This is a genomic window from Streptomyces gilvosporeus (genome assembly GCF_002082195.1).
Taxonomy (GTDB): Bacteria; Actinomycetota; Actinomycetes; order Streptomycetales; family Streptomycetaceae; genus Streptomyces; species Streptomyces gilvosporeus.
The window spans coordinates 1,596,942-1,617,127 of the sequence record NZ_CP020569.1; the positions used below are offsets into that span (position 1 = coordinate 1,596,942).

17 protein-coding genes are annotated in these 20,186 nt (G+C 73.8%); 8 read left to right on the forward strand and 9 right to left on the reverse strand.

Features of this window, described 5'->3' with window-relative positions; genetic code table 11:
• Positions 1–2: 2 nt before the first annotated feature.
• The 3 genes from solA to B1H19_RS07025 form a co-directional block, all read right to left on the reverse strand.
• Positions 3–1,157, reverse strand: coding sequence for an N-methyl-L-tryptophan oxidase (gene solA, locus B1H19_RS07015; protein WP_083103754.1), 1,155 nt, complete (start codon positions 1,155–1,157; stop codon positions 3–5).
• 25 nt (positions 1,158–1,182) lie between these two features.
• Positions 1,183–3,636: a GcvT family protein gene (locus tag B1H19_RS07020; protein WP_083103755.1), complete on the reverse strand. Its 2,454-nt coding sequence runs from the start codon at positions 3,634–3,636 to the stop codon at positions 1,183–1,185.
• A 246-nt stretch (positions 3,637–3,882) separates the two neighbouring features.
• Positions 3,883–4,686, reverse strand: a complete 804-nt coding sequence (locus tag B1H19_RS07025; RefSeq protein WP_203237118.1) for an IclR family transcriptional regulator — start codon at positions 4,684–4,686, stop codon at positions 3,883–3,885.
• Positions 4,687–4,960: 274 nt separating this feature from the next.
• Between B1H19_RS07025 and B1H19_RS07030 the strand changes: the two genes are divergently transcribed.
• The 4 genes from B1H19_RS07030 to B1H19_RS07045 all read left to right on the forward strand — a co-directional run bounded on the left by B1H19_RS07030 (position 4,961) and on the right by B1H19_RS07045 (position 9,484).
• Positions 4,961–5,698: a FadR/GntR family transcriptional regulator gene (locus B1H19_RS07030; RefSeq protein WP_083103756.1), complete on the forward strand. Its 738-nt coding sequence runs from the start codon at positions 4,961–4,963 to the stop codon at positions 5,696–5,698.
• A 227-nt stretch (positions 5,699–5,925) separates the two neighbouring features.
• Positions 5,926–6,972 carry an asparaginase gene (locus B1H19_RS07035; protein WP_237289185.1) on the forward strand — a complete coding sequence of 349 codons (1,047 nt, stop codon included), beginning with the start codon at positions 5,926–5,928 and terminating at the stop codon, positions 6,970–6,972.
• 39 nt (positions 6,973–7,011) lie between these two features.
• Complete coding sequence (gene aspA / locus B1H19_RS07040) at positions 7,012–8,418, forward strand: aspartate ammonia-lyase (RefSeq protein ID WP_083103758.1); 1,407 nt, start codon at positions 7,012–7,014, stop codon at positions 8,416–8,418.
• Between the two features lie 190 nt (positions 8,419–8,608).
• The gene (locus B1H19_RS07045) at positions 8,609–9,484 is read left to right on the forward strand and encodes a serine hydrolase (protein ID WP_083109468.1); all 876 of its coding nucleotides are present in this window, start codon (positions 8,609–8,611) and stop codon (positions 9,482–9,484) included.
• A 17-nt stretch (positions 9,485–9,501) separates the two neighbouring features.
• On the opposite strand, the gene B1H19_RS07050 is transcribed toward B1H19_RS07045, so the two are convergent.
• Together B1H19_RS07050 and B1H19_RS07055 are read right to left on the reverse strand one after the other, a co-directional pair.
• On the reverse strand, positions 9,502–11,568 hold the full coding sequence (locus B1H19_RS07050; protein WP_083103759.1) for a SpoIIE family protein phosphatase: 2,067 nt from the start codon (positions 11,566–11,568) through the stop codon (positions 9,502–9,504).
• Positions 11,569–11,771: 203 nt separating this feature from the next.
• Complete coding sequence (locus B1H19_RS07055; protein ID WP_083103760.1) at positions 11,772–12,515, reverse strand: Clp protease N-terminal domain-containing protein; 744 nt, start codon at positions 12,513–12,515, stop codon at positions 11,772–11,774.
• A gap of 128 nt (positions 12,516–12,643) precedes the next feature.
• Between B1H19_RS07055 and B1H19_RS07060 the strand changes: the two genes are divergently transcribed.
• Positions 12,644–13,357 (forward strand): PE-PGRS family protein, encoded by a 714-nt coding sequence (locus B1H19_RS07060; protein ID WP_083103761.1) that lies wholly within the window; start codon positions 12,644–12,646, stop codon positions 13,355–13,357.
• A 122-nt stretch (positions 13,358–13,479) separates the two neighbouring features.
• On the opposite strand, the gene B1H19_RS07065 is transcribed toward B1H19_RS07060, so the two are convergent.
• Positions 13,480–13,722, reverse strand: coding sequence for a zf-HC2 domain-containing protein (locus B1H19_RS07065; protein ID WP_083103762.1), 243 nt, complete (start codon positions 13,720–13,722; stop codon positions 13,480–13,482).
• Between the two features lie 49 nt (positions 13,723–13,771).
• Here B1H19_RS07065 and B1H19_RS07070 point away from each other — a divergent pair, with 49 nt between their 5' ends.
• A complete protein-coding gene (locus B1H19_RS07070; protein WP_083103763.1) occupies positions 13,772–14,374 on the forward strand; it encodes a sigma-70 family RNA polymerase sigma factor in 603 nt (200 codons plus the stop codon).
• 120 nt (positions 14,375–14,494) lie between these two features.
• Here the strand turns inward: B1H19_RS07070 and B1H19_RS07075 are convergent, their stop codons facing one another.
• The 3 genes from B1H19_RS07075 to B1H19_RS07085 are packed head-to-tail and all read right to left on the reverse strand — an operon-like array spanning position 14,495 to position 17,630.
• Positions 14,495–14,983, reverse strand: coding sequence for a copper chaperone PCu(A)C (locus B1H19_RS07075; protein ID WP_237289187.1), 489 nt, complete (start codon positions 14,981–14,983; stop codon positions 14,495–14,497).
• Positions 14,980–17,370 (reverse strand): heavy metal translocating P-type ATPase, encoded by a 2,391-nt coding sequence (locus tag B1H19_RS07080; protein ID WP_083103764.1) that lies wholly within the window; start codon positions 17,368–17,370, stop codon positions 14,980–14,982. Before B1H19_RS07080 ends, B1H19_RS07075 begins: the two co-directional genes overlap by 4 nt.
• Positions 17,367–17,630 carry a hypothetical protein gene (locus B1H19_RS07085; RefSeq protein ID WP_107425906.1) on the reverse strand — a complete coding sequence of 88 codons (264 nt, stop codon included), beginning with the start codon at positions 17,628–17,630 and terminating at the stop codon, positions 17,367–17,369. The genes B1H19_RS07080 and B1H19_RS07085 overlap by 4 nt, the downstream gene beginning before the upstream one ends.
• A gap of 293 nt (positions 17,631–17,923) precedes the next feature.
• Between B1H19_RS07085 and B1H19_RS07090 the strand changes: the two genes are divergently transcribed.
• Entirely contained in the window at positions 17,924–19,234 is a 1,311-nt protein-coding gene (locus B1H19_RS07090; RefSeq protein WP_083103765.1) for a cytochrome P450 family protein, read from the forward strand.
• A complete protein-coding gene (locus B1H19_RS07095; RefSeq protein WP_083103766.1) occupies positions 19,228–20,184 on the forward strand; it encodes an L-tyrosine/L-tryptophan isonitrile synthase family protein in 957 nt (318 codons plus the stop codon). Before B1H19_RS07090 ends, B1H19_RS07095 begins: the two co-directional genes overlap by 7 nt.
• Positions 20,185–20,186 lie beyond the last annotated feature (2 nt).

Sequence of the window (20,186 nt, forward strand, 5' to 3'; positions counted from 1 at the left end):
CCTCAGGCGGGCGCGTTGACGAGGCGGTGAGGGTCGAACAGGCCGATCGGGTGCGCGGTGGCACCGGTCAGGGCCAGATCGGCGAGGATCTCGCCGACGACGGGCACGAACTTGAAGCCGTGTCCGGAGAACCCGCAGGCCACGGTGACCGAGTCCGGGTGCGCGGGATGCCGGGCGAGGACGAAGTGCTCATCGGGAGTGTTGGAATACATGCAGGTGGCGGCCTTGAGGAAGGTCCCGGGCAGATCGGGCAGGCAGCCGGACATCCGGTCCGCCATGGCGGCCACCTCGTGGTCGTGCACGGTGCGGTCGATGGTCTCGGGGGTGCAGACGGTGCCCTTGCGGAAGAAGGCGACCTTGGCGCCGAGGTCCGGGCCGTCGATCGCGGGGAAGCCGTAGACCTGCACTCCCGCCGCGTCCTCCCAGATGTAGACGGGGTGGTGCGCGGGCAGGAACGGGCGGATGCCGCCGCGCGGTTGGAACCAGTACATGAGGTGCCGTTCGATGGTGAACGGCACCCCGAGGTCGGTGAGCAGCTGCGGTGCCCAGGCGCCCGGGCAGATCACCAACTGGCCCGCGGTGTAGGTGTTCTCGGCGGTGTGGACGCGCACGCCGTCCCGGTAGGGCTCCCAGCGGACCATCGGCTCGTCGAAGTGCAGCGCGGCGCCCTGTTGGGTGGCGAGCTGGAGATGCGCGGCGACCAGGTTCTCCGGGCGGACCAGACCGGCCCGCCGCTCGTACAGCGCGACCTCGTCGTCGTGCGGGGCGAGGGTCGGGAAACGACGGCGGATCTCCTTGGCGTCGAGCATCTCGTGGGGCAGATCCCACTGAAGGGCCGAGCGCAGGGAACCGGCCACCGTGCGCGAGGCGGGGCGTCCGACCATCACCCCGCCGCACAGGGTGGCGATCTCCCGGCCGGTCGCCCGCTCCACCTCCGCGTACAGCTCGTACGCGCGCAGCAGCAGCGGCACATAGGCCGGGTCCTCGAAGTAGGACTGCCGGGTGAGGCGCGAACCGCCGTGGCTGGAGCCGCGATGGTGGACCGGGCCGAACTTCTCCAGGCCCAGCACGCGGGCGCCCCGGGCGGACAGATGATGGGCGGCGGCGCTGCCCATACCGCCGAGACCGATCACGATCACGTCATGGGTGGGGGACATAGTGGCCTCCTCGCGGCGACGGCGTTCACGTCAGGATGTGGGTCATCTTCGGGTCGAACAGCGGCTCTTCGGCGACGGTCGCGGGCAGCCGCGCGCCGAAGTACTCGATGTGGACGCCGGTGCCGGGGGCGAGCGGCGGCAGCCAGGCGTAGGCGATACAGCGGCCGAGGGTGTAGCCGTAGGCGGCGCTGGTGACGTAACCGGCCACGGCGTTGTCGTCGTACACGGGTTCCTGGCCGAGGACGACCGCCGCCGGGTCGTCGAGGAGGAGGGGCGTCAGCGTGCGGGTGAGGGGGGCGTCGTCGTCCAGTGCCGCCCGTCCCAGGAACTCCTTGTCCCGGCGGACGGCGAAGCCGAGGCCCGCTTCGTACGGGGTGTGCTCGTCGGTCATGTCCACGCCCCAGGCGCGGTATCCCTTCTCCAGCCGCAGGCTGTTGAACGCGCTGCGCCCGGCGGCGACGACCCCGTGCTCCCGGCCCGCCTCCCACAGCGTGTCCCAGAGCCTGAGGCCCAGGTCGGCGGTGGTGTACAGCTCCCAGCCCAGCTCGCCGACGTAACTGAGCCGCAGCGCCGTCACCGGCACATGGCCGACGTAGGTCTGCCGGGCGCGGAAGTAGCCGAAGCCCTCGTGGGAGAAGTCGTCGCGGGTCAGCGGCTGGACGAGGTCGCGGGCGAGCGGTCCCCATACGCCGATGCAGCAGGTGCCGGAGGTGACCTCACGGATATGGACTCCGGCGGGCGCATGGCGCAGCAACCAGTCCAGATCGGACGGGGAGTTGGCGCCGATCTGGAAGCGGTCCAGGCCCAGGCGGGCGACGGTGAGGTCGGAGCGGATGCCGCCGGACTCGTCCAGGAGCAGGGTGTAGGTGACCGCGCCGGGTTTTTTGCGGACGTTGTTGGTGGTCATGTGCTGGAGGAAGTCCAGGGCGCCGGGGCCGGTGACCTCCAGCCTGCGCAGCGGGGTCATGTCGTAGAGGGCGACCCGCTCCCGAGTCGCCCGCGCCTCGGCGGCGGCGATCGGCGACCAGTACCGGGCCGACCAGGCGTCGCGCTCGGGCAGGCGGATGCCGTCGGCGAGCGGGGCGTTGGCCTCGTACCAGTGCGGGCGCTCCCAGCCGCCGCCTTCCAGGAAGTACGCGCCGAGTTCCTGCTGGCGGGGGTGGAAGGGGCTGGTGCGCAGCGGCCTGGGGTGCGCCAGGGGCTGGAGCGGGTGGATGACGTCGTAGACCTCGACGAAGTTCTGGGCGCCGCGGTCGGCGACATAGGCGGGTGAGCGCTGGGCGTCCTCGAAGCGGGCGAGGTCGCATGTGTGGAGGTCGGCGGCGGGGCGGCCGTCGGTCATCCACTCGGCGACGGCCTTGGCGGCGCCCGCGGAATGGGTGACCCAGACCGCCTCGGCCAGCCAGAACCCGCGCAGCTCACGGGATTCGCCGAGCAGCGGCATGCCGTCGGGGGTGAAGGAGAAGACGCCGTTGAAGCCCCGCTCGACGGTGGAGCCGGCCAGTGCGGGCAGCAGGTCGAGGGCGTCCTGCCGGCTCGGGGCGAAGTCCTCCTCGGTGAACGGCAGCGAGGACGGCATATCCGGAGCCTGGTCGTAGGCGGGGACGGTGCAGGGATCGACGGGCATCGGGCGGTGGGCGTAGGAGCCGATGCCCAAGCGACCCCCGGCGGGGTCGAGATGCTCGCGGAAGTACAGATCGCGGTCCTGGAAGCGCAGGATCGGCCGGAGCGCCTCGGTGCCCGGGGCGTGGGGGCCGGCCAGTTCGGGCAGCGGGCTGGTCGTGGCGTACTGGTGGGCCAGCGGCAGCAGCGGTACGTCCACGCCGGCCATCGCCCCGATCACCGGGCCCCAGAATCCGGCGGCGGAGACGACGTGGTCGGCGGGGAAGGTGCCGCGGTCGGTGACGACCGCGGTGATGCGGCCGTCCGCCTTGTCGATGCCGGTGACGGTGTGCCGGTCGAGGAAGCGGGCGCCGCGGCTCTCGGCCCGTGCGATCTGGGCGCGGCAGGCGGGCACGGCGCGGGCCAGGCCGTCGTCGGGGGTGTGGAAGCCGCCGTGCAGGCGGGTCCCGTCCAGCATCGGCCACAGCTTTGTGCACTGCTGCGGGGTGAGCAGGGCGCCGCGTACGCCCCAGGAGGCGGCCAGTCCGGCCTTGCGGTGCAGATCGGCCCAGCGGGCCTCGGTGGTGGCGACCTCCAGGCCGCCGACGGGGAGGAAACAGGGCAGTCCGTCGGCGGCGAGGGAGCCGAACTTCCGGACGGTGTAGGCGGCGAACTCGGTCATGGTCTTGCACGGATGGGTCTGGAAGACCAGGCCGGGGGCGTGCGAGGTGGAGCCGCCGGGGGCCGGGAGCGGGCCCTGTTCGAGGACGGTGACCTCGGTCCAGCCGCGGGCGGTCAGCTCGTCGGCGAGGGAGCAGCCGACGATGCCGGCGCCGATGACGACCACGCGGGAACGGTGTGCGGGCGTACGGGACATGGCCCTCCTCCTGGCGACGCCAGTGTTGCGCACTGCACGACTGGTTGCGCGATAGGAGACATCGCGCGCCGGGAGACATCGTGGAAGCGGCGCCTCGGCAGCGTCAAGAGGCCCGGGACGGCTCGTCGCAAAGGGCCGGTTACGGCCGCGGGGCCGAAGCAGCCGCTCCGGCCCCGCGCCCCTCCCCCAGCCTTCGGCTGGGGCCCCCACCTCGCTTCGCCCGCCGTCCCCCTGCGCCTCAGCCGCTCAGCAGGCGTATCCCATCCGCCGCGAGAGCTCCGCCGCGGCGGCGACGGTGCGCTTGACCACCTCCGCCAGCCGGTCCTCGGCCAGCCGGTAGGCGGGCACCGACACGCTGATCGCCCCGATGACCGTCCCGTCGTGCGCCCGTACCGGCGCGGCCACCGCGCGCAGCCCCAGCTCCAACTCCTCGATGGCCACCGCGTATCCGCGGTCGACCACCTCCGCCAGCTCCCGGCGCAGCGCCGCGGGCGAGGTGAGCGTCCGCTCGGTCAGCCGGGGCAACTTCCGTGCCAGATAGGCTTGTTGCACCGCTTCCGCCTGGTGGGCGAGGAGCGCCTTGCCGCTGGAGGTGGCGTGCAGCGGGGTCCGCCGGCCGAGCCAGTTCTGCGCGGTGACCGAGGCCGGGCCGCGGGCCTGCATGATGTTGACGGCGGCGGTGTTGTCCAGCACCGCGATATTGACCGTCTCGCCCAGCTCGTCGGCGAGGCCCCGGCACACCGGCGCGCCCTCCTGCGAGATGTCCAGCCGTACGGCGGCCGCCCCGGCCAGCCGCAGCACCCCCGCACCCAGGTAGTACTTGCCGCGCTCCTGCTCCTGCGCGACCAACCCCCGGTTCTCCAGCACCCCCAGCAGCCGGAACGCGGTCGATTTGTGCACGCCCAGCTCGTCGGCGACCTCGGTCACCCCGGCCTCGCCGTGCCGGGCGAGGATCTCCAGGACGCTCACCGCGCGGTCCACCGACTGCACCGCGCCGGCCGGCCCCTTCGCCGCCCTCGCCGCCGCCCGCTCCGCCGCCGTGTCCGTCATCGGGGCGACCCCGCCCGCTGCCACTGCCCTCGCCGCATCGATTCCGCTCCTCCGGTCGTCGTGGTCCACGCCGACGGAGAGCGCTGCGCCATCGACGACACCCGCCCGCACCGCCGCGCCTCGCCCGGCGCCCCGTGCAGGGGGTGTCTGGTCGGCTGCCCGCTGTGCGCCGCTTCATTCGATCTGTCACCGAAGGCGGCCCGGCCGGTGGCCGACGGGGCGGCGTGCACCGGCCCTCTTGACATCCCGCACTCCTCGGGTCGACTATCCCGGGGTGAACCTGTCAGACAGCCAGACAGCTGGCGAGATGCCGAGGCGTGTCAGCGCGATGGAGGCGGTGCTCGGCCACCTCCGCGGCGCGATCGAGCGCGGCGACTACGCGGTCGGGGACAAGCTGCCGTCCGAGGCGGAGCTGTGCCGACGACTGGAAGTGAGCAGGCCCGTCCTGCGCGAGGCGCTGCGGGCGCTCCAGACCATGGGGCTCACGGTCTCGCGCACCGGCAAGGGCACCTTTGTGGTCTCCGACGGTGCGGTCGCCGACCCCACCTTCGGCGACTACGCGGCCAGCGATCTGCTGGAGGTGCGCCGCCATGTGGAGATCCCGGTGGCCGGATATGCCGCCGTGCGCCATACGCCCGAGGACCTCGATCATCTGACGCATCTGCTGGAGCGGATGGAGCGGGAGACCGACACCACGGCCTGGGTCGCGATGGACACCCTCTTCCATCTGGCCATCGCCCAGGCGGCGCGCAATCCGGTCTTCCGGCGGGTCATCGAGGAGATCCGCGATGCGCTGGCGCGTCAGTCGGCCTTCCTCAACGAGCTCGGCGGACGGCGCGAGCAGTCCAACCGCGAGCACCGGGCGATCGTCGAGGCGCTGACCGACCGGTCCGAGCAGGACGCGGCCGAGGCGATGGCCCACCACCTCGCCCGCGTCGAGTCGACGCTGTCCACCATCGTGCGGCCGGCCCACCGTACGGACCCCTCCCCCGAAGCAGAGGACCAGGCGTGAGCGAGCGGAGCGAGCGATCAATCAAGAGGTGCGCGCCTCGCGAACGCGGGGCCGAGCGAAGCGAGGTTTCGGCGTGAGCGAGCGGAGCGAGCGAACAGTCAAGAGGTGCGCGCCTCGCGAACGCGGGGCCGAGCGAAGCGAGGTTTCGGCGTGAGCGAGCGGAGCGAGCGAACAGTCAAGAGGTGCGCGCCTCGCGAACGCGGGGCCGAGCGAAGCGAGGTTTCGGCGTGAGCGAGCAGTTTCTCCGGCAGTCACCGCCGTCGTCCACCCGCCCTGCGCCGGGCGCTCCGCCAGATGTGCGCGAACCGGCCCATGCCCCCGTCGCCCATATGGTGCGCGGCGGTCTCGTCGAAGGGGTCCACCACGGCTCGGTCGTCGTGCTGGCGGCCGACGGCAGCGTGGAATTCCAGACCGGCGACATCGAGGCGGCGTTCTACCCCCGCTCGGCGCTCAAGCCGCTTCAGGCGGTCGGTCTGCTGCGGGCGGGGCTGCCGCCGCTGGACGACGCCTCGCTGGCGCTGACCGCCGCCAGCCACTCCGGCGCGGCGGTCCACCTCTCCGCGGCCCGGCGGCTGCTCCGGTCGGCCGGGCTGACCGAGGACGCGCTCCGCAACGTCCCGGATCTGCCGTACGGCGCCCCGGAACGGGAGGAGTGGCTGCGCCGCGGCCTGGGCCCCACCCGGCTCGCGCAGAACTGCTCCGGCAAGCACGCCGCGATGCTGATGACCGCCCGGGCACGGGGCTGGTGCCTGGACAGCTACCTCGACCCCGGCCATCCGCTCCAGTGGGAGCTGGCCTCGACGGTGGAGGATCTGACCGGCCAGGGCATCGCCCACGTCACGGTCGACGGCTGCGGGGCGCCGCTGTTCGCCGTCTCGCTGCACGGTCTGACCAGGGCGGCGGCCCGGCTCGCGACCGCCGCATCGGACACCGACGAGGGCCGGATCGCGGCCGCCGTGCGCGCGCATCCGGAGATGATCGCCGGGGAGGGGCGGGACGTCACCCGGCTGATGCGGGCGATACCCGGGCTGATCGCCAAGGACGGTTTTGAAGGCGTGCAGATCGCGGCGCTGCCGGACGGCCGGGCGGTCGGCGTGAAGATCGCCGACGGCGCCGACCGCGCCCGGATGCCGGTGACGGCCGCGGCCCTGGAACGCTGCGGGGTCGACCCCCGGATCCTGGCCCCCTTCGCCGCCGCGCCGGTCATCGGGGGCGGCGAGCCGGTCGGTTCCCTCCGCGCCGCGGGCGCCCTGGCGACGCACTCCGCCCCGTAGCCGCTCCCCCACCCCTCTCCCCCGAAGGACACCCGCACCATGACTGCCGCCTGCGCCGGCCACCGCCGCGAACACGACCTCCTGGGCGACCGGGACATACCCGCCGATGCCTACTGGGGCGTGCACACCCTGCGCGCCACGGAGAACTTCCCCATCACCGGGACGGCGATCTCCGCCTACCCGCATCTGATCAACGCCCTCGCCGCCGTCAAGGAGGCCGCCGCGCGGGCCAACCAGGACCTCGGGCTGCTCGCCCCGGAGAAGGCCGACGCCATCGCGGCCGCCTGCCGGGAGATCCGGGAACAGGGCCTGCTGCACGACCAGTTCGTCGTCGACGTCATCCAGGGCGGCGCCGGTACGTCGACCAACATGAACGCCAACGAGGTCATCGCCAATCGCGCCCTGGAGATCCTGGGCCGCGCCAAGGGCGACTACGGCCGTCTGCACCCCAACGAGGACGTCAACCTCGGCCAGTCCACCAATGACGTCTACCCGACCGCGGTCAAGGTGGCGACGGTCATCGCCGTCCGCGAACTCCTCGATGCCATGGGCCTGTTGCGCGAGACCTTCGCCGCCAAGGCCGAGGAGTTCCGCGACGTCCTCAAGATGGGGCGCACCCAGCTCCAGGACGCCGTGCCGATGACGCTGGGCCAGGAGTTCTCCGCGTACGCGGTGATGCTGGAGGAGGACCAGAGCCGGCTGGCCGAGGCCGCGCTGCTCATCCACGAGATCAACCTCGGCGCCACCGCCATCGGCACCGGCCTCAACGCCCCGGAGGGCTATGCGGAGGCGGCCCGCCGCCATCTGGCCGCGCTCACCGGGCTGCCGCTGGTCACCGCGGCCAACCTCGTCGAGGCCACCCAGGACTGCGGCGCGTTCGTCCATCTCTCGGGCGTCCTCAAGCGCATCGCCGTCAAGCTCTCCAAGAGCTGCAACGACCTGCGGCTGCTGTCGTCCGGTCCGCGGGCCGGGCTCGGGGAGATCAACCTGCCGCCGGTGCAGGCGGGTTCGAGCATCATGCCCGGCAAGGTCAACCCGGTGATCCCCGAGGTCGTCAATCAGGTCGCCTTCGAGGTGATCGGCAACGACGTCACCATCACCATGGCCGCGGAGGCCGGTCAGCTTCAGCTCAACGCGTTCGAGCCGATCATCCTGCACTCCCTGTCGGAGAGCATCACCCACCTGGGAGCCGCCTGCCGCACCCTGGCCGAACGCTGTGTCGCGGGCATCACCGCCAACACCGAGGCCCTGCGCGGGGCGGTGGAGAACTCCATCGGCCTGGTCACGGCGCTCAACCCGCACATCGGCTACACCGCCGCGACCACCATCGCCCAGGAGGCGCTGGCCACCGGGCGCGGCGTGGCCGAACTGGTCCTGGAACGGGGCCTGCTGCCGGCCGACCGGCTGGCCGACCTGCTGCGGCCGGAGGTGCTGGCGGGGCAGTAGGCACTGCCCCGCCACCAGGGTCGGCGCCGCCGATTTGGCGAATGTCACAGATCAATGGTGCCGACAATTCCGGACATTGTGCCCGTTTCTCGGGGGTGGTCGCGGCCGGCCCCCGTATCGTCACCGTCGTCCCTTTACGGAAATGTGCCGCAATCCACGGCACATCGGACGGCCGGAACGGATGTCCCTCATGCGCGCATCGCTCACGTCTCGCCGTGCCCGACGCGGCCTGGCCGCGGCCGTGGCGGCCGGAACGCTGCTCACGGTCGTCAACGCGGCGACGCCCGCGATGGCGAGCACCGCCAGCGCCCCCGCGGGCGACTCGCAGGTGGTGTGCAGTTCGGACAAGCCCGGACTCGCCCCCCTGCTGTCGCACGACATAGCGGCCGCCCTCGACGGCCGCAAGGGCCGGTCGGCCATGGCCGTCTACGACCGGACCACCGGGACCACCTGCCACTACCGCGCCGCCGAGCACTTCGACTCCGCGAGCGTGGTCAAGGTCACCGTCCTCGGGGCGCTGCTGCACCAGGCCGACGAGGCGCACCGTCGCCTCACGCCGCAGGAGGACCGCTGGGCCACCGCCATGATCACCAAGTCGGACAACGCCTCGACCGACGCCCTCTGGCACAGGATCGGGCTCGCCGGGGTCGAACGCTTCCTGGATCTTGCCGAGATGCACGACACGGTGCCGGGCACGGGCGGCTCGTGGGGGCTCACCCAGATCACCGCGGACGACCAGCTGTCGCTGCTGCGGCTGCTGACGTCGGAGAACGCCGTCCTGACCCCGTCCGATCGGGCCTACGCGCTGGACCTGATGCACCGGGTCGAGGCGGACCAGCAGTGGGGGGTGCCCGCGGGGGCGCCGGACACGGCCACGGTGCACGTCAAGAACGGCTGGCTGCCCCGCAAGACCAACGGCTGGCGGGTGCACAGCGTCGGCGTCTTCACCGGCGGCGGCCATGACTACGGCATCGCGGTCCTCTCGCACGGCAACCGCACCATGCAGGACGGCGTGGCCACCATCGAGGCGGCCGCGCGGCTGATCCAGCGCGATCTGGCGTCGTAGCGATCTCCCGCGCGGGGTCAGCGCAGCCGGGCGATGAGGACGGCGACATCGTCGTGGTCGTCCGGATCGCGCAGGGCCTCCAGGAGGTGGTCGCAGGTGTCCTCCAGCGAGCGGTCGGGGACGTCCAGCAGGCGTAGGAGCAGCGCCAGGCGCTCATCCAGGGAGTCGTGGCGGGTCTCGACCAGGCCGTCGGTGTAGAGGACCAGCCGGTCGCCGGGGCGCAGGTCGAAGGTGGTGTCCTCGAAGGGGACGCCGCCCACGCCGAGCGGCACGCCGGTGGGCAGATCCAGGAACCGGGGCGGCTCGCCGGTGCGCATCAGCACCGGGGGCAGATGTCCGGCGACGGCGATCCGGCAGGCGGCGCGGTGCGGGTCGTAGACGGCGTACGCGCAGGTGGCGTACTGGTCCAGATCGGCGGTGATCTTGTCGATGTGCCGCAGGACGCCGGCCGGCGGGATGTCGAGGTCGGCCAGCGTGGAGGTGGCGGTGCGCAGCCGTCCCATGGTGGTGGCGGCGTTGATGCCGCTGCCCATCACATCGCCCACGACGAGCGCGGTCTTGTCGGCGACGAGGGGGATGACGTCGAACCAGTCGCCGCCGACCTCCAGGGTGGTGCCGGCGGGCCGGTAGCGGGTGGCGATCTCCAGGCCGGTCCGCCGGGGCGGGCGGCCCGGCAGCAGGCTGCGCTGGAGGGTGACGGCGGCGTCGCGCAGGCTCTGGTAGAGGCGGGCGTTGTCGATGCAGACGGCGGCCCGGTCGGCCAGTTCACCGGCCAGGGTCAGATCGTCCTCGTCGAAGGGCTCGGGGTTGCGGGCGCGGGTGAGGCACAGCGCGCCGAGCACCCCGCCGCGGGCGATCAGCGGCGTGGTCAGGTAGGTGTGGACGCCGGCGCGGGCCAGGAGGGCGGCGGCCTCGGGGTCGCGGGCGATCCGGGCGAGGTCCCGTTCGTCGACATGCGGGACGAGGATGGGGCGGCCGGTCCGTACGCACTGGGTGACCAGCCGGTCGGCCCCGTAGCGGGCGAGGTGGCCGGGCGGGTCGGCGGCGCGGACCGCCTCGGTGGGGTAGGCGGCCGTCACGGCGAGCGCCCGGAAGAGCGCGGGGTGCGCGCCGGGCTCGGCGGGACGGCGGTCTTCCAGGACGGAGTCGAGGACGTCCACCGCCGCCACGTCGGCGAGTTCGGGCACCGCGACCTCGGCCAGTTCGCGAGCGGTGCGGTCCACCTCCAGCGTGGTGCCGATACGGGACGAGCCGTCGGCGATCAACGCCAGGCGCCATCGGGCGCGGGCCGCCTCGGTGGCGGCGCGCTGGCGGTCGGTGACATCCACCAGCAGGCCCGCCACGCCCAGGACCCGCCCGGCGGGGTCCTCCAGCCGGTAGTAGGAGACCGACCAGGTGTGATCGTGGCCGGGATCGGCGGGGGTGCGGCCCACGGTGTACTCGTCGACCAGGGGGCGGCCGGTCCGAAGGACCTGCCGCAGTGCGGCCCCGATCTTCGCGGCGTCCAGGAACGGCAACACCTCGTGGACCGTACGGCCGAGATGGTCCTTGGCCGGGATGCCGTTCATCCGCTCCAGGGCCGGGTTGACGGCCAGGTAGCGCAGATCGGTGTCGAGGACTGCCACCCCGATCGGGGACTGCGCCACCAGCCGCGTGGACAGCGCCACATCCCGTTCCACCTGGCTCAGCGTCGCCTCGTCGGTGGCGATGCCCAGCGCATAGAAATCGCCGCGGTCGTCCAGCAGCCGCATATTGCGGAACTCCACCAGCGGGGTGCTGCCGTCCTTGCGGCGTACGGGAAAGGCCCCGGCCCAGATCTCGCCCGTCGACATCACCTCGGAGAACAGCCGAAGCACCAGGTCCAGATGCTGGGGAGGGACCAGCAGCGGTCCCGCGTGATGGCCCAGCGCCTCCTTCGCGGTGTAGCCGAACAGCGCCTCGGCCTGCGGGCTCCACAGCACGATCCGGCCCTCGGCGTCCAGGACCACCGCCGCCACGCCGAGCAGATCCAGCAGCCCGCTGCGCCCCGCCGCCCCGGACGCCCACTGCCCGTCCGCGGAGCCGAAGGGGACCGCCGTATTCATCGCAGGCACTCCCTCCGCCGGTGAACGCGCACCTCGCGGTGCATCCATGGTCCCCCGGACCCGGGCGAATGCGCAGCACGGTCGCCCGGCCCCGGGTCGGACCGGAGCCGGCCGGAGCCGGTGAAGGCGGCACACCCGACGCGGGCGGCGCCGTCCGGACGGCGCCGCCCGCGTCACCCCGCGTCGGCGGGAGGGCGTGAACTTCAGGATTCGTTCTGGTCGCGGTCCTTCATGGCCGCGGCCATGACGTCGTTGACGGCGGTCTCGGTGGCCTCCTTGGTGATGCCGAGGCCGGACAGGACGCCGGTACCGGCCTCGCGTTCGACCAGGGCGAGCAGGAGATGCTCGGTGCCGATGTAGTTGTGGCCCAGGCGCAGGGCCTCGCGGTAGGTGAGCTCCAGTGCCTTCTTCGCCTGCGCGTCGAACGGGATCAGGGCCGGCACCTCGTCGGCCGCGGGCGGCAGCGCGGCGGTGGCGGCCTCGCGGACGGCGTCCGTGGTCGCCCCCTGTTCCACCAGCGCCCGTGCCCCGAGTCCGTCGGGCTCGGTCAGCACCCCCAGCAGCAGATGTTCCGGGCGGATGGCGTCGTGCGAGGCGGCGCGGGCCGCCTCCTGGGACGCCACCACGGCCTTGCGCGCCCGCGGGGTGTAGCGGCCGAACGCCTGCTGGGCATCGTCCGCCAGTTCGCCGGATCCCTTGGGCACGAAGCGCTTCTGTGCCGCCTGCTTGCTGACCCCCATGCTCTTGCCGATGTCCGTCCAGGACGCGCCGGAACGCCGCGCCTGGTCCACGAAGTGGCCGATCAGATGGTCGGCCACATCGCCGAGGTGCTCGGCGGCGAGCACCGCGTCGGAGAGTTGGTCGAGTGCGTCGGTGTGGACGGTCTTGATGGCCTCGATCAGATCGTCGAGGCGGACCGGATTCGTTGTGCGGTCTGAATTCCCCATACGTCAACCATAGGTTGACGATGCGATGCCGTCAACCCTTGGTTGACGATCCGGCCGAGGCGCGGTCCGCGCACACCGCCTGACCCTCTCGTCGGGCCCGGCGGGCGGAATGGGACGATGGGCGCGTCATGGATGCGGGGCACGTACTTCGGGGGCTGCGCGCCGCGGTGTTCGCCGCGGTGTGTGTGCTGCTCGCTGCGCTCGGGCACATGGCGATGTCGGATGCCGCGGTGCCCGGGTGGATGCTGCTCGCGGCCGGCGCCGTCACCGCGTCCGGCGCCTGGCTGCTGGCCGGGCGCGAACGCGGCCCGCTGCTGGTGGGGTTGGCGACCGTCGGCACCCAGGCCGCCCTGCACAGCGCCTTCTCCCTGGGGCAGGCACTGGCCGACGCGGGGGCCGAGCGGACGTCACTGGCCCAGCAGTGGGCGAACACCTGGCTGTGCGGTGCGCAGGGGATGTCGCCGGCGGACATCGCCGCGGCACACCGGGACATGGCCGGGATGCCGGGCATGGACGCCATGGCGGGCACGGCCCGGATGCCCGCCGCCCACGGGATGCACGCCATGGGCGGCGACGCGGTCGGCATGCTCGCCGTCCACCTCCTGATCGCCCTGCTGAGCGCATGGTGGCTGTGGGGCGGCGAACGGGCGGCGTTCCGGCTGGTACGGGCCGTGTCGGCCCGGGTGTTCCCGCCGCTGACGCTGGTGCTGCGCATCGTGCTGCCCCAGGCGCCGCCCGCCGTACGGGCCGCCCGGCAGGAGCCGCGGCGTGCGGTGCGCCGGCTGCTGCTGGCCCATACGAGGTCGTTGCGGGGTCCTCCGCGGGAGCCGGCTGTCGTCTGACAGCACGGTCGAACTCCCTTCACCGGCCGCCCGCGCGGCGGCCGGATCACGCCAAGGACTCCCGAGGACTCCGAATGATGTGTGCGATGACTCCTGTCCGGACGGGGCGCTGCGGCGACCCCTCAGCCGGACGTCGACCGCGACCGCAGATGGGCCAGCAGCGCCTCGGCCGACGCCGTATCGCCCTCGGCGGCGACGGCGGCCCGGCCGAGGTCCGCCGCCAGCTCCCGTGCCCGCGCCTGCCACTGGCGGCAGTCCGCGCAGCCCGACAGATGGGCATCGAGCCGGTGGTCGGTGACGCCGGGCGGCAGTTGCTCGCCGTCGAGGCGGGCGGAGAGGGCCGTACGGATGCGCGCGCAGTGCATGGGCCCATCCTCCCCGAAGCGCGGACGGACGGCGAGGGGCGGATGCGCCATGCGCGATGACGAGGCGGTGACGCGGTGGGCGCTGGCCGCCCGCGGCGGTGACGAACGGGCCGTGGAGCAGTTCGTCCGGGCCACCCAGCTCGATGTGCGGCGCTATGTGACGCATCTGAGCGGCGATCCGCAGGCCACCGACGATCTGGTGCAGGACACCTATGTCCGGGCGCTGCGCAGTCTGCCGGGATTCGAGGGCCGGTCCTCGGCGCGGACCTGGCTGCTGACGATCGCCCGGCGGGTGGTGGCGGACCGGATCCGTGCGCTGGCCGTACGGCCCCGGCTGGCGGCGACCGACGACTGGCAGTCCGCGGCGGAACGGGTGCAGCCGCGCGGGGTGCCGGGCTTCGACGAGGGCGTCGCCCTGACGGAGCTGCTGTCGGCGCTGGGACCGGGGCGGCGCGAGGCGTTCGTGCTGACGCAGCTGTTGGGGCTGCCGTATGCGGCGGCCGCCGGGGTGATGGGCACTCCCGTGGGGACGGTCCGGTCCCGGGTGGCGCGGGCGCGGGAGACGCTGATCGCGCACCTGGCGGAGGCGGAACGGGCCCGGGAGCCCGCCGCCGCCGACCGGTCGCGCGCGCTCGCCGACGCCGCGGCCTGACGGGTCATCAGTCCGGGCTGTACGGCCTCGGCCCCCGCACCGGTCCGTCCGGTGCGGGGGCCGTCGGTTGCGGGCCGCTCGGATTCGCGGGCGCCGGGGCCGGTGGCCCCGCGCCCCCGGTCACGGCCCGGCCAGCGTCCTGACCGCCCGCGCCCGGACGGTCAGCGGCGGACTGTCGCGGAAGTGGAGGGTGAAGGTGAGGCGGTCCCCCGGGGTGAGCCGGGGCGGCGGGGTGACCATGATGTCCAGGCCGGCCGGGGTCATCCGCAGGGTGCCGCCCGCCGGGACGGTGACGGCGCCAGCCATCTCCATCCGGCCGGCGTTGCGTCCGATGTCGACGGTGCGGCTGAGCATGGCGCGATATCCGGGCGGGGCGGTGACGCCGGTGAGGACGTCGTTCGCGGTGCCGGTGTTGCGCAGGGTGAAGAACGCCGCGGTGGACTCCGTACCGTACGGAATCAGCACCCGGCCCTCGGCGGCGCGGAGGCGTGCGGGGGTGCCGGCGTTGCCGGTGGCGGTCCAGGCAGTGAGGGCTCCCAGCGTGACCAGCCAGACGAGCAGCGGTACGGCGGCGGTCCGCAGGCGGTTCATGAGGTCCATGAGGTTCATGAGGTCTCCCGGGGAGCGGACGTACTGGGGTGGCGGGAGCGGAGGGCGGGTCCCGTGCTCTGCCGGGCGGGTCCCGGTGCCTGCCGGGCCGACTGCCAGGCCCGCAGGCGGAGGCTGTTGCCCACCACCAGCAGCGAACTGGCGGACATCGCGGCGGCGGCGAGCATCGGATCGAGCAGGCCGACGGCGGCCAGCGGCACGGTGACGAGGTTGTAGCCGAAGGCCCAGACGAGGTTGGCGCGGATGGTGGCCAGGGTGCGGCGGGCCAGCCGTACCGCGTCGGCGATGGCCTGGAGGTCCTCGCGGACGAGCGTGACATCCGCGGCGCCGATCGCGGCGTCGGTGCCGCTGCCCATGGCGATGCCGAGATCGGCGCAGGCCAGGGCCGCGGCGTCGTTGACCCCGTCGCCCACCACGGCGACCCGGCCGCCCTGTTCCTTCAGGGCGGTGACCAGGGCGGCCTTGTCCTGCGGGGTGGCGCGGGCATGGATCTCGGTGACGGCGAGATGTCCGGCCACGGCGCGGGCGGTGGCCTCGCGGTCCCCGGTGGCCAGGACGGGCCGCAGGCCCAGGCGGCGCAGATGGTCGACGGCCCGGTAGGCATCGGGGCGCAGCGCGTCGCCGACGGCGAGCACCGCCTCGGGGGTGCCGTCCACGGTGACCAGAACCGGGCTGTGCCCGGCGGCCTCGGCCTCGCGTACGGCCTCGGGCAGCGGCGCCGGCAGGCCGGCAGGATCGCCGGGCGGACGGCCGACGGTCACCCGGTGCCCGTCGACCGTGCCGCGGACGCCTTCGCCCGGGGTGGAGCCGAAATCCCGTACGGGCGGCGGGGGTTGGTCGTCGAGGCCGCGGGCATGCGCGGTGACGGCCCGCGCCAGCGGATGTTCGGAGCCCTGCTCCACGGCCGCGGCCAGGCGGCGGACCTCGGCCGCGGCGAGGCCGTCGGCGCGCGGGGTGAGGGCGGTGACGCTCATGGCGCCGGTGGTCAGGGTGCCGGTCTTGTCCAGGACGATCGTGTCGATGCGGCGCAGCCGCTCCAGGGCCCGCGGTCCGCTGACCAGGATCCCGAGCTGGGCGCCGCGCCCGGTGGCGGCCAGCAGCGCGGTCGGGGTGGCCAGGCCCAGGGCGCACGGGCAGGCGACGACCAGGACCGCGACGGCCGCGGTGACGGCGGCCTGCGGAGCCGCTCCGGCGCCGAGCCAGAATCCCAGGACCGTGACCGAGACGGTCAGTACGGCGGGGACGAAGACGGCCGCCACCGTGTCGGCGAGCCGCTGTACCGCGGTCTTGCCGGTCTGGGCGTCCTCCACCAGCCGGGTGATCCGGGCGAGTTGGGTGTCGGCGCCGACCGCATCGGCCCGGACCACCAACAGGCCGCCCGAGTTGACCGCGCCCCCGACCACCCGCGTGCCCGGCCCGGCCTCGACCGGCCGGCTCTCCCCGCTGACCAGCGACAGGTCCAGGGCCGAACGGCCCTCCGTGACGGTACCGTCGGTGGCCACCTTCTCCCCCGGCCGGACGAGGAACAGCTCGCCGACGCGCAACCGGTCCACCGGGATGCGGTGTTCGGTCCCGTCCCGGCGTACCGCCACGTCCTTGGCGGCGAGCGCGGCCAGCGAGCGCAGCGCGGAGCCGGTGCCGCGCCGGGCCCTGGCCTCCATCCGGCGGCCGGCCAGCACGAACAGCACCACGCCCACGGCCGCTTCCAGATACAGATGCGCGCTCGGGTCACCGACCGTGGGCAGCAGGGTGAACGGCATGGTCATGCCGGGCGCGCCGGCGCCGCCGAGGAACAGGGCGTAGGTGGACCAGCCGAAGGAGGCGGCCACGCCGAGGGCGACCAGGGTGTCCATGGTCGCGGCGCCGTGCCGCAGGCCGCGCAGCGCACGGGTGTGGAAGGGGGCGGCGCCCCAGACGGCGACGGGTGCGGCGAGCACGAAGCACAGCCACTGCCAGTGGCGGAACTGCCAGGCGGGGACCATGGACAGGGCCAGGACGGGCAGCGAGAGCAGGGCCGTCACCAGGAGGCGGCGGCGTTCGGCGCGGGTGGTGTCGTCGCCGGCCGGGGGCGGCGCGGTGTGCGCGGCGTCGGTCCGCTCGCCGCCCGCGCCGTCGTCATCGACCGGCTGCGGCGGCGGTTCGGGCAACTGGGCCGTGAACCCGGCCGCCTCGACGGTGGCGATGAGGTCGTCGACCGGCAGCGCCTCCGGATGGCTGACGTGGGCCCGGCCGGTGGCCAGGTTCACCGAGGCCGATACGCCGTCCAGCCGCCCGAGTTTCCGCTCGACCCGGCCGACGCAGGCGGCGCACGTCATCCCGCCGACGGTGAGCGTGGTGGTACGGGAGGGGGCGGGCGGCGCGGCTTCGGGCGGGGGTGCGGCCGTCATCGCGCGCCGCCCATCCCGGGCATCCCGCCCATGTCTCCGGCGGGCCCGGGGTCTTGGGTGCGGGTGCCGCCCTGGGGGTGCAGGCCCGGCGCGACCGGTCCGGCGGCGGTGCCGGCTCCGTACGCGAGCACGAAGAGCACCGCCAGCAGGGCGAGGAATCCCACCACGGACCGGGCCGGCAGGAAGCGTTGGACGGCCGGGGGAAGCGCGGGCCGGCTGCGGTCGGCCGAAGGGACCGGAGGGACCGGAGAGGGAGGCATCGCCGCTCCTGGGTTGGGGGGGTGGAGAATGCGCATCCTGGCAGGCCGCGGTGGGGTCGAGGGCCCGAAAGACCCCCGGGCGACGCGTGAGGTTTCTCCCTCGTACCGGGCGGAACCGGGCCGCCGCCCGGACCGACTACCTGGGTTTGCGCATCCGGCGCGGTGCGGCCGGACGGGACCTCTGTGGGCGAAATCCCCCCGCTCCGCGGGAACTCCACGCCGTCGCCGCCCGACCTCTCCCACGCCGCACCGTCCGGGCGCGGCGCAGGAGACGACCAGAGGAGACCACCGGCATGGCCGCCGCAGCGCCGGAGCCCGTAGAGCTGTACGGGACGGACTACACACGCGATCCCTACCCCCTCTACGCCGAACTGCGGGCGCGCGGCCCGGTCCACCGGGTCCGCTTCCCCAGCGGGGTCTGCGCCTGGCTCGTCACCGGCCACGAAGCGGCCCAACAGGCGCTCACGGACCCGCGGCTGGGCAAGCACCACTCCCGGGGCAACGCCGCCTGGCGGGCGCGGGCCTCGATCATGCCCGAGCCGCAGCACTCCCAGCTCCAGGTGCATCTGCTGCACCAGGACCCGCCGCGGCACACCGCGATGCGCCGGCTGATCACCGACGCCTTCGCGCACCGGCGCATGGAGGAACTGCGCCCGCGCTTCCAGGAAATGGCCGATGCCCTGCTCGATGCGCTGCCCGGCACCGGCCGCGCGGACCTCGTCGAGGGCTTCGCCGCGCGCTTCCCGTTCCAGGTGCTGGCCGAAGTCATCGGCCTGCCACGGCAGTTCGCGGACCGCTTCGACCGCGACTGGGGCAAGGTCGTCCAGCCCGTCGGCCCCCAGGACCCCGGCCGCCCGGCGTACGAGGCGCGGCTGCGCGGCCTTCAGCGGTACATCGCCGATCTGGTGGCGCACAAGCGCCGCGAGCAGGGCGCGGATCTGCTCTCCCGGCTGGTCGCCGCCTGCGACGACGGTCGGCTGCGGCCGCCGGAGCTCGACTCCATGATCTTCCAGCTGCTGGTCGCCGGGCAGGAGCCGGTCACCAACCAGATCAGCACCGCCCTGGTCGCCCTGCTGCGCCACCCCGAGCAGCTGGCGACGCTGGCCGCCCGGCCCGAGCTGCTGCCCCGCGCCGTCGAGGAACTCCTGCGCCACGACAGCGCCTTCGAGCTGACCACCTGGCGCTTCTTCGCCGAGGACGCCGATCTGTACGGGACCCGCATCCCGGCGGGCGATTCGGTGATCGTCTCCCTGTGCGCGGCCAACCGCGATCCGCGCCGCTTCCCCGACGCCGACGCCCTCGACCTCGACCGCTCCCCCAACCCCCATCTCGCCTTCGGCCACGGCATCCACTTCTGCCCCGGCGCGGCGCTCGCCCGTATCGAGCTCCAGGTCGCCCTGGGCACGCTGCTGCGCCGACTGCCGGGCCTGCGGATGGCCGTACCGGACTCCGAACTGACCTGGATTCCCGCGGTGCTCGCCCGCGGGGTGGACCGGCTTCCGGTGGCGTACGGGCCCGGCCACACCGCGTCCCCGGCCACCGGTCACACCGCGTCCCCGGGCACCGGCTGCCCCGTCGCCCACACCCCGGACGCCGCATGCTGACCGACGCGCTACGGCCGCACCCGGGCGCGGCCGCCGACCACCTGGCGACGGCCGAGGCGGTCCTCGCCCTGCTCCTCCCCCACCGCCGCACCCTGGACGACGACCCCCACGAGCCCGGCCCGGCCGCCTGCGGCCCCCAGCTGCGCAGGCTCCTTCCGGCCATCGCCGCGGGCGCACCCCTCTCCTTCACCCTCCCCGGCTTCCCCTGCAAATCCCCCAACCCGGCCAAGGTCCTCGGCCACCTCCCCGACGAGGGCGAACGGCTCGCCCTGCGCTTCCTGGACGGCCTGTGCGCCCGGATCTCCGCCGTCCACCCGCCCGGCGCGCGGATCGTCCTGTGCGCGGACGGCCATGTCTTCGGCGACCTCATCGGCGTCCCCGACGCGCACATCGACGCCTACGGCGACGCCCTGCGCGCGCTGATCCGCAGCGAGGGCCTGGCGCATCTGCGCCTGTTCGATCTGCGCGATGTGCTCGGCGACCTCCCGTACGACGAGAAACGCGCCCGGGTCCACGCCCGCCACGCGCCGACGCGAGAGGCGCTGCGGGCGCGGATCCGGGCCGGCGACGAGGAGACCCGGCGGCTCTACCAGGGCATCACCCGCTTCCTCTTCGAGGACACCGCCTCCTTCGACGGGACCCGCTCGGCGCTCCAGCGCGACTGCCGGGCCCGCGCCTACGGCGTGATCCAGCGCAGCCGGGCCTGGGGCGCGCTGATCGCCGAGCACCACCCCGAGGCGGTCCGGCTGTCCATCCACCCCCAGCCGCGCGGTGCGGCGAAATTCGGCATCCGGCTGCTCGACACGCCGGATGTGTGGATGACGCCGTGGCATGCGTGCGTCCTTCAACACCGGGACGGGCGCAGGGAGTTGATGCGTCGCGCGGATGCCGAACGGCTCGGCCGGCTGGTACTGCACCGGGGGCGGCCGAGCCATTTCGAGGCACGGTGAGC